The following is a 17,680-nucleotide window of genomic DNA, read 5'->3' on the forward strand; positions in this document are numbered from 1 at the left end:
ATGGCACTGGCAATTTTCGATCTCGACGAAACCCTGATCCATGGTGACTGCGCGTCGCTGTGGAGCGAGCAGATGGCAAGGCTGGGCTGGGTCGACGGCAAGGAGTTCCTGCGCCGCGACCATGCCCTGATGGAGGCCTACGGCAAAGGCCACTTGCAGATGGAAGAGTACATGGCCTTCAGCCTGGAACCGATTGCCGGGCGTACGCTGGAAGAGGTCGAGCACCTGGTCGAACCATGGGTGGAAGACGTCATCGAGCCGATCATTTTCGGTGATGCCTGCCGCTGCATCGCCGAACATCGCAAGCGTGGCGACCGCATCCTGATCATTTCCGCCTCGGGCACTCACCTGGTCGGGCCGATTGCGGCGCGGTTAGGGGTGGACGAGTACCTGGCGATCGAGCTGGAGGCTGTGAACGGGGTGTATACCGGGAAGACTCATGGGGTGCTGACTTACCGGGAGGGCAAGATCACCCGCCTGCTGGAATGGCTGGACCAGGAGCAGGAGAACCTGGAGGGGGCGAGCTTCTATTCCGATTCGCGCAACGACCTGCCGTTGTTGCTGAAGGTGGATCATCCGCATGTGGTGAACCCGGATGCGGTGTTGCGCGAGCATGCCGAGAAGAATGGCTGGCCGATACTGAGCTGGTCTTGAGGGCCATGGGGGCGCTTTGCGCCCCTTTCGCGACACAAGGCCGCTCCTACGGTAGGAGCGGCCTTGTGTCGCGATGGGCTGCAACGCAGCCCCGGCAATCTCACGCCAGGCTAGCGTCGATCACCATCACCAGCTTGCCCGACACCTGATTGCTCTCAAGCTCGGCATACGCTGCCTGGGCGAACTCGACCGGGTAGGTGTCCACCAACTGCGGCGACAAGCGCTTTTCGGTAAACAGCGGCCACACCTGCTGCTGCAGCTCGCGCAACAGCTCGGCCTTGAACCCGTCGTCACGGTTGCGCAAGGTGGAACCGGTGATTTCCAGGCGCTTGCCCAGCACCTGCGCCAGGTCCAGTTCAACCGTGCGCCCGCCCATCAGGCCGATGATCACCCAACGCCCGTCGCGTGCCAGCAGCTTGAGGTTGAGCTGCCCGTAACTGGCGCCCACCGGGTCAAGAATCACGTCGAACGGGCCCATGCCCTCCAGCGCTTCCAGGTTTTCGTTGCGCACCACTCCGCCCGTAGCGCCCAGGGCCTGGCAGTACGCCAGGCGCTCCTGCGAACCAACGCTGACGTACACCGGGTTGCCGAACGCCTTGCACAACTGAATGGCTGCCGAGCCGACACCGCTGGCACCGGCGTGTACCAGCACCTTCTCGCCGGCCTTCACCGCACCGAGCTGGAAAATGTTCAACCACGCGGTGGCGTAGACCTCGGGCAGCGCTGCTGCCTCGTGCAGGCTCAGGCCCTCGGGCACCGGCAGCACATGGCGGGCATCGACCACCACTTCCTCGGCCATGGCCCCGCTGGCCAGCAGCGCGCACACTCGGTCGCCTACCCGCCAGTCGGCGCCCGGCCCCACTTCTTCCACTACCCCGGCGCATTCCAGGCCCATGTATGGGCTGGCACCGGGTGGTGGCGGATAAAGACCCTTCATTTGCAACAGATCGGCCCGGTTCAGGCCCGCCGCAGCCACGCGAATGCGTACCTGGCCGGCATCCAGGGCCGGGCGCTCGGCCTCGACCCACTCCACATGTCCGTCTTCGCCTTGCAATGCCTTCACAGTGCCTCCATAGTTGATTGACATGACTGAGCCTGGGGTATCCACGCCCCTGGCTTTTTGCAGTATTTGTCCGGCTCCATGGAACCGGCAACGGAAAAGACGGCCTACTATGCGTGATCAATTGCCTCCACGTCGAATCAGCATGAAGCATTTCCTCCCAAGCACCGCCCTGGCCCTGATGATCGGCCTGGGCAGCCTCACGCTCGGCGGCAATGCGGCGGCCGCCAACAAATGGGACAGCCTGCAGCCCGACCGTGACGAAATCGTCGCCAGCCTCAACGTGGTTGAGTTGCTCAAACGTCACCATTACAGCAAGCCGCCGCTCGATGACGCCCGCTCGGTGATCATCTACGACAGCTATATCAAACTGCTCGACCCTGCGCGCAGCTACTTCACTGCGGCCGACATCGCCGAGTTCGACAAGTGGAAGAGGCAGTTCGACGACTTCCTCAAAAGCGGCAACCTCGACCCTGGCTTCACCATCTACAAGCGCTACCTGGACCGCGTCAAGCAACGCCTGGACTTCGCCCTGGCCGAGCTGAACAAGGGCGTCGACAAGATGGACTTCACCGCCAAGGAAACCTTGCTGATCGACCGCAAGGACGCTCCGTGGCTGAAGAACCAGGCCGAGCTGGACGACCTGTGGCGCAAGCGCGTCAAGGACGAGGTGCTGCGCCAGAAGATCGCCGGCAAAGAGCCCAAGCAGATTCAGGAAACCCTGACCAAGCGTTACAAGAACCAGCTGTCGCGCCTGGACCAGACCCGTGCCGAAGACATCTTCCAGGCCTACATCAATACCTTCGCCCAGTCCTACGACCCGCACACCAACTACCTGTCGCCGGACAACGCCGAGAACTTCGACATCAACATGAGCCTGTCGCTCGAAGGCATCGGCGCGGTGCTGCAGAGCGACAATGATCAGGTCAAGATCGTGCGTCTGGTGCCTGCGGGCCCTGCGGCCAAGACCAAGCAGGTGGCCCCGGCCGACAAGATCATCGGCGTCGCCCAAGGCAACAAAGAAATGGTCGACGTGGTCGGCTGGCGCCTGGACGAAGTGGTCAAGCTGATTCGTGGCCCGAAAGGCTCGGTTGTGCGCCTGGAAATCATCCCGGCCAGCAATGCCCCGAGCGACCAGACCAGCAAAGTGGTGTCGATCACCCGTGAGGCGGTCAAGCTCGAAGAGCAGGCGGCCAAGAAGTCGGTGCTCAAGCTCAAGCAGGCTGGCCGTGACTACAAGCTGGGCATCATTGAAATCCCTGCCTTCTATCTGGACTTCAAGGCTTACCGGGCCGGGGACCCTGAGTACAAGAGCACCACGCGCGACGTGAAAAAGCTGCTCACCGAACTGCAAAAGGAAAAAGTCGACGGCGTGGTCATCGACCTGCGCAACAACGGCGGCGGTTCCCTGCAGGAAGCCACCGAGCTGACCAGCCTGTTCATCGAGAAGGGCCCCACGGTTCTGGTTCGCAACAGCGATGGCCGGGTTGACGTGCTAGAAGACGAAAACCCTGGCGCCTTCTACAAAGGCCCCTTGGTACTGCTGGTCAACCGCCTCTCGGCCTCGGCCTCGGAAATCTTCGCCGGCGCCATGCAGGATTACCACCGCGCCCTGATCATAGGCGGCCAGACCTTCGGCAAGGGCACCGTGCAAACCATCCAGCCGCTCAATCATGGCGAGCTGAAACTGACCCTGGCCAAGTTCTACCGGGTGTCCGGGCAGAGCACCCAGCATCAGGGCGTACTGCCAGACATCGATTACCCGTCGATCATCGACACCAAGGAAATCGGTGAAAGCGCCCTGCCCGAGGCCATGCCGTGGGACACCATCCGCCCGGTGGTCAAGCCGGCGGCCGACCCGTTCAAACCCTTCCTGGCGCAGCTCAAGGCCCAGCATGAAGCGCGCAGCGACAAGGACGCGGAGTTCACCTATATCCGTGACCGCCTGGCACTGACCCAGAAGCTGATGAACGAGAAGACCGTCAGCCTCAACGAGCAGGACCGCCGTGCCCGCCATGATGAGATCGAGGCCAAACAGCTGGCGCTGGAAAACATCCGCCGCAAGGCCAAGGGTGAAGAGCCGTTGAAGGAATTGAAGAAAGAGGACGAGGACGCCCTGCCGACCGAGGATGAAAACACCAAGCCCGAAGACGACGCTTACCTGTCCGAGACCGGTCGCATCCTGATCGACTACCTGAGTGCCAGCACCAAGGTGGCCAAGCAGTAATCAGTCAGCGCTGATGTGAAAAAGAAGGGGCCGGGCACGTAAGTGCCCGGCCCCTTCTTTTTTCGGAGTGTGGCGTTGGTGGAAGTTTGGCGGGGCAAGTCTATCGACCTGTCAGGCAATCTCCGGGTAGGCGTACTCGAATACCCGCACAACTTCCGAAGCATGCCACGACGCTGCCTCCATGCCGTCGACCGGCCCGGAGAAGCGCCCAAGGCGCTCCACGCATTCGAAGAAACCGGTACGCGGCAGGCGGCTGGCGCCCTGGCTGATCACCAGCGAGCTGCGCAGCGGCTGCTCGGCACGGGCATCGAGCACCGCCAGGTATTCAAGCGCCGCAGTCAGCGTCTGCATGGCCGGGCTGGGCAATTGCAAACGCTCGATCAGCGCGCGGTAAGTCAGCAAATGCCGTTGACGGCGGGCCAGGTCAAGCTCATCCAGCAAGCTTTGCCAATGCTGACGGCTGATCCTGACCTGGCTCATGACGGCTCGCTCCAGCCCGCCACACCCAAGTGCCAGGCCAGGGCACGGCGGATCGCCGCATCCGGCTGGCGTTCACCCGACTCGATCATCGCCAGGTAGGCGGGGCTGACACCCACATTTCGCGCCAATTGCTCTGGTGCGATGCCTTTGGCCTGACGCAGCTGCGCCACTTCGCTGAAGGCGGGCAAACTGGCACTTGTCGCACTGTGATCGTTGGTTTCGCCAAGCGCCTCGGCAGGCGCCTGACCGGCCGCCTTGAGCAGCGCCTGATACTGCTCCCAGGGAACGACTGCGTACTCGGGCTGACCGTCCCGGCTAATGACCTGAATACCCATTACAACCCCCTTACGTAGGATTACCGCATGTAATCCGTAGGCATAACCCTTATGCCAATTATATTACCAAGCCCGGGGGTCTGTGGGGATCTGCTCGATTTCAGTGCGTTTTACGCTCCAGGCGCAAAGCTTCAGGGGTGTCGGGCAAGCGCTCGACCACGCGCAGGCGCTCGGGTGCCTGGCTGTCGCGCCAGGCCTTGAACCGTGCCAGCTCATCGGAGACGGTCTTCAGCACCCAGCCGAGCACGGCGATATCATCGAGAAAGCCTACACCCAACAGCCAGTCGGGGATCGCATCGATGGGGCTGACGAAGTACAGCAGGCCGGCGACGATGGTCACCAGTGCCTTGGGGCTAATCGCCCGGTACTCGCCACGCCACCAGGCCAGGCACAGCGACTGCAAAAGCTTGATGTCTTCACGCAACTGGCCCAGGCGCGGGCCTTTGCGGGCCACGGCGAACAGCAAAGCCGGCAGGCGGCCACGGCTCAGCAGGCGCTCGGCCAAGGGCAGGAAGCGGGCGAAATTCCAGGGTGCGCTCATGTAGCCTCCAGCAGGGAGAGGTTATCCACATTTATTGTGGATAACCTTGTGAACAGGGCGAATTTTCTGACGGCAGGTGCCTGTAAAGCAAGGGCCCCGGTCAGATCGGGCGTTTTTTACACAGTCGTTTCAGAACCGCAAACGATTTGCGTCAGAAGCCTCCTGCTTCTTCACACTGCCCTTTCTCGGACAGCCTCCTGCCCACGAGGTTCGGCCCGATGCCTGATGCACAAACGACAACGCCCCGTTTAGACGGGGCGTTGTGCATTCCCAACCAGTATTACTTGGCTGGTGCTTCAGCCGGAGCTTCGGCAGGTGCCTGAGCTTCAGGCGCGTCGCCCTGCAGCTGGGCCGGGTCTTTGATGGCGATCAGTTCCAGGTCGAACACCAGGACCGAGTTGGCCGGGATCAGCGGGCTTGGGCTCTGTGCGCCATAGGCCAGCTCAGCCGGGATGAACAGTTTGTACTTCTCGCCAACGTGCATCAGTTGCAGGCCTTCAACCCAGCCTGGGATGACACCGCTGACCGGCAGGTCGATCGGGCTGCCACGCTCTACCGAGCTGTCGAACACCTTGCCATCGATCAGCTTGCCTTCGTAGTGGACAGTGACCACGTCGGTCGGTTTGGGCTGTGGGCCGTCGGCCTTCTTGACCACTTCGTACTGCAGGCCCGAAGCGGTGGTGACCACGCCTGGCTTCTTGGCGTTTTCTTCGAGGAACTTCTTGCCGGCGGAGGCGGCTTCTTCGCTGGCCTTGGCCAGGCGCTCCTCGGCGCGCTTCTGCAGCGAGGTGAAGGCTTCTACCAACTCTTCGTCCTTGATGCGCTGTTCTTTCTTGCCAACGGCGTCTTCGATGCCGAGGGCAACGGCTTTGGAATCAAGGTCTTCCATGCCTTCCTGAGCCAGGCTCTTGCCCATGTTCAGGCCGATACCGTAGGAGGCTTTCTGTGCCGGAGTTTTCAGCTCGGGGCTGCTGGCTTGTTGATCACAGCCAGCCAGTACCAGGCCTACCAGGGCAACCGCAGCCGCCAAACGATGCTGTTTCATGCTATTTCCTTGTTCATGCGCCATGTGGGCAATCAGGGTAAAGCCGCGAGCTTATCAGGCGGCCATTACCAATGGCTACCGGCATAAGAGCGGGTTTCATAGAGTAAGTTCACTCGACAACGCGCTGGCACACAACCTTACGGGCCTTTGGCCAGTATTGGCCACACGCACAGCCAGCGCCCCGGCAAAACTGGCTCTGCCAGCAACCAGCCCCACCCTGGCATTTCTGCCAGTAGCGCCCGACTTGAGCCTGGATTCCAATGAGCATCCGACGCGCAATGGCTGACAACGACGTAAGCCGCACGGCCCTGCGTTTACTCATTACCAAGGAAGAGTCATGAACATTTCACGAAAGCGTGTCCGTTCAACCCGTGAATCCCGTGAATCCCCAAGCTTGGCCAGCACATCCGTTGAGTTGCCGAAGGCCCCCATCGATCGTGACTACGGCATCGATGGGCTTGCCCACATCCTTGAAAAAATCGCCGGGTCACGGGCCGACAGCACTGCAATCATCAAAAGCATGGTCAGCGGTGGCCGCAGTTATGTCATTGGTGAAAGTTACAACCCCAACACAGAGGACGCCAAGGTTTTCGTGGCTTGCCTGAAAGACGACGGCATGCTGGATAATAGTTTCAACAACGATGGAATCTTCGATTTCAACAAAACTGCCAGCGCTGCCTACAAGTCCATCGAAAGCATCGTGGAGGATGATGAGGGCAATTTGCTGATTGCTGTTCTGATGAAGGGGCAATCAGCCAGCCACCTTTGGAAACTGAGTGCCAAGGGGCAACCGGACCTGACATTCGGGGAGGGCAAAGGTTACGTAGATACCCACGACTTGATCGATGGAGATTTGCTGCTGGAGCACTTGGCAGTGGCGAAAGACCGCATTTTCGTCACAGCTTTGCGTCGCGGGCCGCAGATATTCGAACCGGTGGTGATTGGGCTGAACAGTAACGGCGCATTGCGCGAGGATTTTGGCGTCGGTGGCTTCCTTGACGTCAGCAAGCTGATTCCCCAGACCGACTCACACATCATCGACGGCATTGCCAGTTTCACGCCCCCCTCAGGTGCGCAGCACCTTGTATTGGCCTGGTATCTGATGCGGGAGGACGATGCGTATAGCGTTACCACAGCCTTGACCACCGACGGGAAAGTGGATAATGCCTTTGGCATAAATGGCCACCACTGGTCCGATCCCTGGATCATCAATAATGGTTTTTCCGTAGACCGCGTTGCTAACCGGATCACTTTTTACGGGGAACTGTACGACCTCGATGAAGAAATCAGCCACCCGACTGTTTACCGAATCGACTATTCGGGCATGCCGGCCAAAGAGTTCAACGGCGGCGAAGCGTTGAAATTTGACCAGCCGGGCGGTTGGTATGCGGGAGTAGAGACAGGCGATGGCCTGGTCGGTTACGGTAGTTTCTACACTTATATGCTTGCCTTTAGCTTGACCTCGGCTGGCAAGTTTGACACCAACTTCGTCCCTCCCTTCGGTTATGGCCAGGTGGGCGCTCAACTACCAGACGACGGCTTCTATACATCTAAATCGACGGTCACGCTCGATCCAGGCAATAAGCGCTTGTTGATCAATGGCCGTGACGAAGAGGCGCGAGGCTCAACTGTTCCTTCGGTGATCGCGGTGTCCTTGCGAACCGCTTGAGAACAGTTTGGGCATGAACCACACGAGCGTTTCTGGGCCAGGAACGCTCGCCTACAACGAAGCTTACGGGTACAACCGCTCGCGATATTGCCCCGCCACTTCCCGCAACACATCGCACACCCACTGCCCCGGCAGGCTCAGCGCCAACGCGGCATTGCGGCAGATGCCCACAGACCCGCCCGGTTCCCGCACCCCCAGATCAAGCTCGGCAAGTTCGCCGCGACGCAGGTCAAGCAGCACCGCATCACGCGGCGCCACCCACACGGCATCACTGCCCAGCAGGTAGCGCCGGCTCAAGGCCAGTGAAAGGGTCTCAAGGCGCTGTGCCGGCAGTTGAATGCCGCATTGCACGAACAGGCTGTCGGCGTGCTGGCGAATGGTAGTGCCCGGTGGTGGGAGCACCAGTGGATAACGGCCAACGCGGGCTCGGTCTACTTGCATGTTGGCCAGCAATGGGTGACCTGGGCGCACGACCAAAGCCATCGACTCGCTGTACAGATGTTCGAACGACAAACCCTGGATCTGCGGGCTATCGGTCATGCGCCCGACCACCAGTTCCAGTTCGCCCAGGCGCAACTGGCCGAGCAACTGTGCACTGGCGCCGGTCACCACGCTGATCAGCAACGCTTCATGGCGTTGATGCAGGCGGCACAGCACCTCGGGCATCAGCAGGCCTTCGACGGTGGACAGCACGCCGATGCGCACCTGCGACGGCGCCCGCGCTTCACCGCGCAAGCTGCTCACGCCATCGCGCAGGGCCTGTACGCTGGGCCCGGCGTAATGCATGAAGCGGGTGCCGGCCGGGGTCAGCTCGACGCCCTGGCGGCTGCGCTCGAACAGGCGCGCCTCGAGCAGGTCTTCAAGCTCCTTGAGGGTCTTGGAAATTGCCGGCTGGCTGATCGCCAGAATGTCGGCGGCCCTGGCCAGGCTGCCCTGCCGGGCAATCTCCAGGAAGCACAGCAGGTGGCGGTACTTGATGCGGGTGTCGAGGTTCATGCGCCAAGCTTACCGCATCGCCACCTGTGGCGTATCCGGGTCGCGCTGCTGGCGGCTGCTGCTGGCAGCTTGCGGCTTGCGGCTTGAGGCTTTCAGATCGGGTGAATATCCATTCGCCATGGAGGCGCTGATTCACCTTTCCGCCATTACGGCGGGTTACTTTGGTCGTGGCCAAAGTAACCAAAACCGTCGGCTCCCATCATCCGGCCCCTACGCTGCGCTCCGGGGTTCCCTCGCTCCGGCCTTGCTCCCGGGAGGACCGCGCTGACGGCCCATCCATGGGCCGCAGCGCTTGACGGGCATCCCTGCCCGTCACCTCCCTCCGCAAGACCTGCGCTCGGCCTCCTGAAAGTCGCAATCGGCGGCGCATGAGCTATCGCGCGCTTAGAAGCAAAAGCAAAAGCAAAGCAAAGCAAGAGCAAGCGCAAGAGACAGGTAAGAGCCGGGATCAGGCCACTGCCACTTCCACAGCATCCCCGCTCATTCGTACCGGCCAGACACGTAACTGCTGGCCCGGATCTTCCAGGCACGCACCGCTGTGCAGGCTGAAGTGCTGTTTGTACAGCGGTGCTGCCACCACCAGCTCGCCCTGCAGGCTACCCACTAGCCCGCGGCCAATGATGTTGGCTCCGGAGCGTGGGTCGCGGTTGTCCACCGCGTACAGGCTCTGCGCCTGCCCAGGCAGGTAGAACAAGGCGACCTGAGTGCCATCGAGCCACACCACCACACCAGAGTCGGCGACCAGGTCATCGGTGTTGCAGACCGCTTGCCAGTTGGGTTGCTTTGCCACAGCAGCATTGGACAGGTTCATCACACAGCCTCCTCAATGGTAGGGATCAGGTGCAGGGGTGCAGCGGGGCGACGCTGTTCACGCTCGCGGACAAAATGCACGTCCGGGTCGGCACGTCGATCGTTGACGAACGTGCGGAAGCGCTTGAGCTTTTCCGGGTCGTTGAGGGCGTTGGCCCATTCGCATTCGTACTGCTCGACCACATGCTGCATCTGCGCTTCCAGCTCGGCAGCCAGGCCCAGGCTGTCGTCGAGGATCACCTGCTTGAGGTAGTCCAGGCCGCCGTCCAGGCTCTCGCGCCATACCGACGTGCGCTGCAGCTTGTCGGCGGTGCGGATGTAGAACATCAGCACGCGGTCGATCAGGCGCACCAGGGTCTCGTCATCCAGGTCGGTGGCGAACAGTTCGGCATGCCGTGGGCGCATGCCGCCATTGCCACAGACGTAGAGGTTCCAGCCTTTGTCGGTGGCGATCACGCCGATGTCCTTGCTTTGCGCCTCGGCACATTCGCGGGTGCAGCCAGAGACCGCGAACTTGAGCTTGTGCGGGCTGCGCAGGCCCTTGTAGCGGTCCTCCAGGCGCAGCGCCATGGCTACGCTGTCCTGCACACCGTAGCGGCACCAGGTGCTGCCTACGCAGGACTTCACCGTGCGGGTCGATTTGCCGTAGGCGTGGCCAGTCTCGAAGCCGGCCTCGATCAGCTCGCCCCAGATCAGCGGCAGCTCGTGCAACTGGGCGCCGAACAGGTCGATGCGCTGGCCGCCGGTGATCTTCGTGTAAAGATCGTACTTCTTGGCCACCTGGCCGATCACGATCAGTTTGTCCGGGGTGATTTCGCCGCCGGGAATGCGCGGCACCACCGAGTAGGTACCGTTTTTCTGCATGTTGGCCATGAAGGTGTCGTTGGTGTCCTGCAGCGGCACCAGCGCTGGGTCCATGATCGGCTGGTTCCAGCACGAAGCGAGGATGTTGCCCACCGCCGGCTTGCAGATGTCGCAGCCGACATGGCCCTTGCCATGGCGCGCCAGCAAATCGTTGAAGGTGCGTATGCCCCCCACCCGCACCAGCCCGTAAAGCTCCTGGCGGGTGTAGGCGAAGTGCTCGCACAGGCTCTTGTCCACGGTCACGCCACGGGCGGTGAGTTCATGCTCGAACACTTGCTTGAGCAGCGCCGCGCAGCCACCACAGCCGGTGGCCGCCTTGGTGCAGCCTTTGACCGCGGCAAGGTCGGCGCAACCACTGTCGATCGCTGCGCACACTGCGCCCTTGCTGACGTTGTGGCACGAGCAGATGGTCGCGCTGTCAGGCAGCGCATCGGCGCCCAGGGCCGGTGCGCCACCGCCTTGCGGCAAGATCAGCGCCGCCGGGTCGGCAGGCAGGGCGATGCCGTTCTGGGCGTATTGCAGCAGTGTGTCGTAGTAGCTGTTGTCGCCCACCAGCACCGCACCGAGCACGTGCTTGCCGGTGGCATCGACCACCAGCCGGCGATAGGCGGCGTTGGCCTCGTCGATGAAGCGGTAGCTGCGCGAGCCGGGCGTGGCGCCATGAGCGTCGCCGATGGAGCCGACATCGACGCCCAGCAGCTTGAGCTTGGTCGACATGTCGGCCCCGGTGAATTCCCCGGCCGCCTCGCCCAACAACAGCGCCGCCAGGTTGCGCGCCATGCTGTAGCCCGGAGCAACCAGGCCGAACACGCTGCCGTTCCACGATGCGCATTCACCGATAGCGAAGATGCGTGGGTCGCTGGAGCGGCAGTGATTGTCGATCACCACGCCACCGCGCGCGGCGATCTCCAGGCCGCAGGCACGGCCCAGGGCGTCCTGCGGGCGGATGCCGGCAGAGAACACGACCAGGTCGGTTTCCAGGTGTTCGCCACCTTCGAAATTCATCCGGTAGCGGTAGGCTTCACCGTCGCTGATCGACTGGGTGGCTCGTGACAGATGCACCCCTACACCCAGGGCTTCGATCTGCGCCTTGAGCGCGGCGCCGCCTTCAGCATCCAGCTGCACCGGCATCAGCCGTGGGGCGAACTCCACCACGTGCGCTTGAAGGCCCAGGGACTTGAGGGCATTGGCCGCCTCAAGGCCCAGCAGGCCGCCGCCAACCACTACTCCGCGGGTGGCATCAACGGCAGCGGCGCGTATGGCGTCGAGGTCATCGAGGGTGCGATAGACCAGTCGCGCGTTGCCGCTGGAACCCTCGATCGGGGGCACGAAGGGGTAGGAGCCGGTGGCCAGGATCAGATGGTCATACCCGTAGCGGCCTTCAGCGGTAACCACCTCACAGCGCTCGCGGTCGATTTGCAGCACCGCTTCACCCAGGTGCAGGTGCACCCCGTTGGCGCCATAGAAACCCTGCTCGCAAAGGGCCAGGGTTTCGGCACAGCTGCCGCTGAAGTATTCAGACAGGTGCACGCGGTCGTAGGCGCGCTGGCGCTCCTCGCCGAACACGCGCAGCTCAAAGCGCGCCAGCGCGCCGCGTTCGACCAGTTGCTCGACGCAATGGTGGCCCACCATGCCGTTGCCGACGATGACCAGTCGCTCTCGTTGCCCGCTGCTCGCTGTTGCCTTCATACGCCGATCCTCGATCAAAAAAAAAGCGCCTGGAGCCGAAGCTCCAGGCGCCTTTGCCTGTATTCATCACGGTGTGCCCCCGGTTGATCGCCGTTGATCAGTGGGGCTTGTTGTGTTGGAGATAAAGCACGGAATGTGCCAGTTATGTTGCCTGTTCCGGCCCTATCGCCGGCAAGCCAGCTCCCACAGTGATTGCATCGCCCTTGAGGCTGATGGAGTACCTGTGGGAGCCGGCTTGCCGGCGATAGGGCCAGCCCAAACCATGCACATTCAAGGTGCATTGCTCCCCATCCTGGAGCACTTCAGTAAACGTCGCGCCGATAACGCTTGGCCTTGCTCAACGCCTGCACATACGCATCGGCATCCACGCCCCCATGCTCGGCAATAATCTCGCGCAGCACCGCATCCACATCCTTGGCCATGCGCTGAGCATCACCACAGACATAGAAGTACGCCCCCGCCTCCAGCCACTGCCACACCTGCGCGCCCTGCTCACGCATCCGCTGCTGCACATAGATTTTTTCTGCCTGGTCGCGGGAAAACGCTGTATCCAGGCGCAGGTGTCCGCTCGCTTGCCAGGCCTGCAACTGCTCCTGGTAGTAAAAGTCGGTGGCTGCATATTGCTCGCCGAAGAACAGCCAGTTTTCCCCTTTTGCACCCCGCGCTTCACGCTCTTCGAGGAACGCACGAAACGGTGCGATGCCTGTACCGGGGCCAATCATGATCAGCGGTACATCATCGTCATCAGGCAGGCGGAAATGCCTGGAGGCCTGGGGGAAGATCGCCACCTTTACAGCCTGCCCCCGGTCAGCGAGGAAGCTTGAGCACACCCCTTTTCGCTGGCCATAACGCACGGTAGAGACGGTCAAATGCACCTGGCCAGGGTGGGCCAATGGGCTTGAGCTGATCGAGTACAGTCGCGGTTGCAAGGGTTTGAGCAGGTCGAGCCAGGTTGCCAGCGGAAGGTCCTGTGGAAACGCGCGCAGAACGTCAACCAACTGCCGGCCCCACAGCCAATCCTGCAGTACGGCCTTGCGTTCAGGCTGCAACAGGTGCCGCAAGTCCTCAGCCTGCTGGCTGAACACCTGCAGTTGCTGTGGGCTGACCCTGGCAATTTCCAGGTGCGACGCCAAGGCCTGAGCCAACGGCATGGGCGGCAGGCCCTTGAGTTCGACCTGGGCCTGGCCGTCCTGCCGCATGAGTGCCAGCAATTCCTCCACCAGCGCCGGGCAGTTGCGGGGCCACACGCCCAGCGCATCGCCCGCTGCATAGGTGAAGCCGCTGGCTGGAAGGTCGAACACCAGCTGGCGGGTTTCCTTGCTTGACCCGGGGCCACTGAGCAGGTTGTTTTCCAGCAGGGTGGCCGCCCACGGCCGTTGCTTGCTGTAGGGCGCAGCGAGTGCGGGCTCGTTGACCGGTAGCGCCACGGCAGCGCTGCCCAGCTCGGGCAACAGCGCGTCGAGCCAAGCGGCAAACGCCTCATCGAAATCCGGTTCACAATCGACGCGCGGCAGCAGGCGGCGCCCCCCCAATTCGGCCAGGCGCTGGTCGAGCTTGCGACCAAACCCACAGAACTGGGCGTAACTTGAGTCGCCCAGGGCCAGCACGGCATAAGGCAGCTCGGCGCAGTGGGCGCCCTCCTCGCCCTGCAGCGCCCGCCAAAACGCGGTGGCGCTGTCGGGCGCATCACCATCGCCGAAGGTGCTGGCAATCAGCAGCACACTGGCCGCACCTTGCAGCTGGCTTGGGCTGACCGCCTCCATGCAACTGAGCTGTACCTGCAGCCCTGCGCCGTGCAAACGCTCTGCGCAGCGCTCGGCCAGCGCCTCGCCATTGCCGGTCTGCGAGGCCCACAACACCTGATGTCGGGGCGGGCCGGGGGGCATGGCCAGCAGCACGCGGGCAGGCTCCGGGGCAAGGGTGGTGGTGCCAAGGTCGAGGGCATCGATGCGTTCGCCGGCAACCCGCTCAAGGGCCACGGCACAGTGTTTGAGGGCAGGCTGCAGCGACAGCGGGTCGACCGCATCGCAGGTCACGGCATTGATTGCCAGGTGCTCGCCGATCACATCGTTCCAGTGGAACGGCGCGAAGCAGTTGCCCGGCATGACCCGGTCGCTGACCCGCGCCGGCAGCACGGCCCGGCCACGGCGCGAGCGGATCGCCACCTGGTCCTTGTCCTGGATGCCCAGCCGTGCGGCATCCTCGGGATGGAGTTCGACAAAGGGGCCGGGCTCCAGCCTGTTCAGCGCCGGCACCTTGCCGGTCTTGGTCAGGGTATGCCATTGGTGTTGCACGCGGCCGGTATTGAGCACCAGCGGGTAATCGGCGTCCGGCAGCTCCGGCGCGGGCAGCCAGGGCCGGGCGAAGAAGCGGGCCTTGCCACTGGCTGTAGGGAACACCAGGGACGAGGGTGCGCCTTCATCGATGTAGCGCACGGGGCTGCGGTCGTCCACGCGGCCCGGCGCGCAAGGCCACTGGTGTGGCTTGTCGCGCAGTTGCGCGTAGCCGACCCCACGCAGGTCGTAGCCGGTGAGCGGGTTGTAGAAGCGACGGATTTCGTCATACACCGCTTCGGCGTCGGGGTAATCGAAGGCCTCGGCATAACCCATGGCACAGGCGACTCGGGCGATGATCTGCCAGTCCGGCAAGCTCTGCCCCGGTGCTGCCACGGCGCGAGGCATCAGCGTGATGTTGCGCTCGCTGTTGATCATCACGCCCTCACCTTCAGCCCAGAGTGCAGCGGGCAGGAGAATGTCGGCGTAGGGGTTGGTTTCGGTGTCGAGGAAGGCATCCTGGGTGATCACAAGCTGCGCCTGGCGCAGGCCGTCGATCACCTGCTGGCGGTTGGCGACGCTGGCCACCGGGTTGCTGCAGATGATCCAGCAGGCCTTCACTTCACCCGTTTTCATCTGCTCGAACAGCGCTACCGTGCCCTCGCCGCTTTCTGCACGCAGACTGCCGTGGGCCAGGCCCCATTGCGCTTCGACAAAACTACGGTCGGCGTCGACCAGCGCAGAGCGTTGGCCCGGCAGCCCCGGCCCCATGTAGCCCATTTCACGGCCCCCCATGGCATTGGGCTGGCCGGTCAGCGAGAAAGGCCCACTGCCGGGGCGGCAGATGGCGCCGGTGGCCAGGTGCAGGTTGCAGATCGCATTGGTATGCCAGGTGCCGTGCACGCTCTGGTTCAGGCCCATGGTCCAGCAGCTCATCCACTCACCCGCGCTGCCGATCAACGCGGCAGCCTGGCGGATTTCATCTTCTGCAAGGCCGGTGATGGCGGCGACGCGTTCAGGCGTGTAGTCCTCGAGGAAGGCTGGCAGCGCCTCCCAGCCCTCGGTGTGGCGAGCAATGAAAGCGGGGTTTGTCTGGCCATTGCGGTGCAGCAGATGCAGCAGGCCGTTGAGCAGGGCCAGGTCGCTACCGGGGCGCACTTGCAGGAACAGGTCGGCCTTGTCGGCGGTGGCGGTGCGCCGCGGATCGACAACGATCAGTTTCGCCCCCGCCTTTACCCGCTCGAGCAGACGCAGGAAGAGAATGGGGTGGCAGTCGGCCATGTTGGCACCGATCACCAGGAACACATCGGCACGCTCGAAGTCCTGGTAGCTGCCGGGCGGGCCATCGGCACCCAGCGAGAGTTTGTAGCCACTGCCGGCGCTGGCCATGCACAGCCGTGAATTGGACTCGATGTGGCGCGTGCGGATAAAGCCCTTGGCCAGTTTGTTGGCCAGGTACTGGGCCTCCAGTGACATCTGCCCGGAGACGTAAAGCGCTACGGCGTCCGGGCCATGCTGGTCGATGATGCCGCGCAGGCGCTCGGCAGCCTGGGTGATGGCCTGGTCCATGCTGCTGCGCGCCGGTTCATGGTCGCGTTGCTGGCGCACAAAGGCACTTTCCATGCGCCCGGCAGCGGTCAGGGGCAGGTGCGCGGTGAGGCCTTTGGTGCACAGGCGGCCGAAGTTGCTCGGGTGCTGCTTGTCACCGCTGATCTTGTTGACCTTGCCGTCGGCCACGCTCATGACGATGCCGCAGCCTACGCCGCAATAGGGGCAGACGCTGCGTACTTCGGTGCTGGCCATGGGGCGGGTCTCCTGGTGCAAACGCAAAAGGCGCCGGCTGCCCCGGCTTGCTTGGCAAGCGAGGGCAACACGGCGCCTTTGTCGTGAAGGGTTGGAGGCGGTCGACGTTGACAGCCTTGATGGTGGTCTTTCAGCAATTGTTGGGCCAGCTGTGCCCTGGGGCCGCTTTGCGGCCCTTTCGCGGCACAAGGCCGCTCCTACATGCGTGGGCCACGTGCCGCGAACGGCGGCACAGCAGCCCCAAAACGGTGATCGACGCACCATCAGGTGGCAGCCGGGCGCCCCATGGCGCTATGCTGAAAGCTTTCCGCCTCAGAGCTACTTTGCACCCACATGTCCCAGGTGATCCTCAAGACCCCCGCCCAACTCGACCTGATGCGCAACGCCGGCCGTTTACTGGCCCAGGTATTCGCCGACCTCGACACCTTCATCCGCCCCGGCGTGACCACGATGCAGATCAACGACCGTGCCGAGGCTTTCATCGTCGAGACACTCAAGGCACGCCCGGCGAGCAAGGGCCAGTACGGTTTCCCCTACGCGCTCAATACCTCGGTGGACCACGTGGTCTGCCACGGCATGCCCAAGGCCGATGAGGTGTTGGGTGAAGGGTCAATCATCAACGTCGACATCACGCTGGAACAAGGCGGCTACATCGCCGACTCGTCGAAAATGTATTGCCTGGGCCCGGTCAGCGATGAGGCACGGCGCCTGGTCGACACCACCTATGAGGCCTTGTGGAAGGGGATTGAGCAGGTGCGCCCGGGGGCGACGCTTGGCGACATCGGCCACGCCGTCCAGGCCCATGCCGAGGCGGCGGGCTACAACGTGGTGCGCGAGTACTGCGGCCATGGCATTGGCCAGCAAATGCATGAAGGGCCAGAGGTGCTGCATTACGGCCAGCGCGGCATGGGCATGAAGCTGAAGCCGGGCATGGTGTTTACCATCGAGCCGATGATCAACCAGGGCGGGCGTGGCACGCGGACCTTGAAGGACGGGTGGACGGTGATTACCCGTGACCACACGCTGTCGGCGCAGTGGGAACATACCGTCGCGGTGACCGAGGATGGGGTCGAGGTGCTGACGCTACGCAAGGAAGAGCACGTGGGTTGAGCGCACGGCGCAGACACAAAAAAAGCGACCCTAAGGTCGCTTTTTTTTTACTTCCGGGTGTTCAGTGGGCCCTGGAAGTGGAATATGGCGCAGCGGACGGGACTCGAACCCGCGACCCCCGGCG

At 62.8% G+C, this 17,680-nt stretch carries 11 protein-coding genes and 1 pseudogene; 4 read left to right on the plus strand and 8 right to left on the minus strand.

The window, feature by feature from the left end:
- Nucleotides 1–654, plus strand: coding sequence for an HAD family hydrolase (locus ACW4TB_RS19620; protein ID WP_012313185.1), 654 nt, complete (start codon nucleotides 1–3; stop codon nucleotides 652–654).
- A 100-nt stretch (nucleotides 655–754) separates the two neighbouring features.
- Here ACW4TB_RS19620 and ACW4TB_RS19625 read toward each other — a convergent pair whose 3' ends face one another.
- Nucleotides 755–1,717 carry an NAD(P)H-quinone oxidoreductase gene (locus ACW4TB_RS19625; protein ID WP_012313184.1) on the minus strand — a complete coding sequence of 321 codons (963 nt, stop codon included), beginning with the start codon at nucleotides 1,715–1,717 and terminating at the stop codon, nucleotides 755–757.
- Nucleotides 1,718–1,859: 142 nt separating this feature from the next.
- Here ACW4TB_RS19625 and ACW4TB_RS19630 point away from each other — a divergent pair, with 142 nt between their 5' ends.
- The gene (locus ACW4TB_RS19630) at nucleotides 1,860–3,941 is read left to right on the plus strand and encodes a carboxy terminal-processing peptidase (RefSeq protein WP_012313183.1); all 2,082 of its coding nucleotides are present in this window, start codon (nucleotides 1,860–1,862) and stop codon (nucleotides 3,939–3,941) included.
- A gap of 111 nt (nucleotides 3,942–4,052) precedes the next feature.
- Here the strand turns inward: ACW4TB_RS19630 and ACW4TB_RS19635 are convergent, their stop codons facing one another.
- The 4 genes from ACW4TB_RS19635 to ACW4TB_RS19650 all read right to left on the minus strand — a co-directional run bounded on the left by ACW4TB_RS19635 (nucleotide 4,053) and on the right by ACW4TB_RS19650 (nucleotide 6,342).
- The gene (locus tag ACW4TB_RS19635) at nucleotides 4,053–4,421 is read right to left on the minus strand and encodes a hypothetical protein (RefSeq protein WP_012313182.1); all 369 of its coding nucleotides are present in this window, start codon (nucleotides 4,419–4,421) and stop codon (nucleotides 4,053–4,055) included.
- Nucleotides 4,418–4,756: a helix-turn-helix domain-containing protein gene (locus tag ACW4TB_RS19640; RefSeq protein ID WP_012313181.1), complete on the minus strand. Its 339-nt coding sequence runs from the start codon at nucleotides 4,754–4,756 to the stop codon at nucleotides 4,418–4,420. Before ACW4TB_RS19640 ends, ACW4TB_RS19635 begins: the two co-directional genes overlap by 4 nt.
- A gap of 100 nt (nucleotides 4,757–4,856) precedes the next feature.
- Nucleotides 4,857–5,297: a YkvA family protein gene (locus ACW4TB_RS19645; RefSeq protein WP_012313180.1), complete on the minus strand. Its 441-nt coding sequence runs from the start codon at nucleotides 5,295–5,297 to the stop codon at nucleotides 4,857–4,859.
- Between the two features lie 280 nt (nucleotides 5,298–5,577).
- Nucleotides 5,578–6,342, minus strand: a complete 765-nt coding sequence (locus ACW4TB_RS19650; protein WP_012313179.1) for an FKBP-type peptidyl-prolyl cis-trans isomerase — start codon at nucleotides 6,340–6,342, stop codon at nucleotides 5,578–5,580.
- A 337-nt stretch (nucleotides 6,343–6,679) separates the two neighbouring features.
- On the opposite strand from ACW4TB_RS19650, the gene ACW4TB_RS19655 reads away from it, so the two are divergent.
- A complete protein-coding gene (locus tag ACW4TB_RS19655; protein WP_279931396.1) occupies nucleotides 6,680–8,011 on the plus strand; it encodes a hypothetical protein in 1,332 nt (443 codons plus the stop codon).
- 63 nt (nucleotides 8,012–8,074) lie between these two features.
- On the opposite strand, the gene pcaQ is transcribed toward ACW4TB_RS19655, so the two are convergent.
- The 3 genes and pseudogenes from pcaQ to ACW4TB_RS19670 all read right to left on the minus strand — a co-directional run bounded on the left by pcaQ (nucleotide 8,075) and on the right by ACW4TB_RS19670 (nucleotide 16,446).
- Nucleotides 8,075–9,007, minus strand: coding sequence for a pca operon transcription factor PcaQ (gene pcaQ, locus ACW4TB_RS19660; protein ID WP_279931398.1), 933 nt, complete (start codon nucleotides 9,005–9,007; stop codon nucleotides 8,075–8,077).
- Between the two features lie 448 nt (nucleotides 9,008–9,455).
- Nucleotides 9,456–12,310, minus strand: a pseudogene (gene nirB, locus ACW4TB_RS19665) (nitrite reductase large subunit NirB).
- A 362-nt stretch (nucleotides 12,311–12,672) separates the two neighbouring features.
- Nucleotides 12,673–16,446: a bifunctional nitrate reductase/sulfite reductase flavoprotein subunit alpha gene (locus ACW4TB_RS19670; RefSeq protein WP_279931404.1), complete on the minus strand. Its 3,774-nt coding sequence runs from the start codon at nucleotides 16,444–16,446 to the stop codon at nucleotides 12,673–12,675.
- A gap of 333 nt (nucleotides 16,447–16,779) precedes the next feature.
- On the opposite strand from ACW4TB_RS19670, the gene map reads away from it, so the two are divergent.
- A complete protein-coding gene (gene map / locus ACW4TB_RS19675; RefSeq protein ID WP_254467274.1) occupies nucleotides 16,780–17,556 on the plus strand; it encodes a type I methionyl aminopeptidase in 777 nt (258 codons plus the stop codon).
- Nucleotides 17,557–17,680: the final 124 nt, after the last annotated feature.

Source organism: Lelliottia jeotgali (assembly GCF_977070485.1).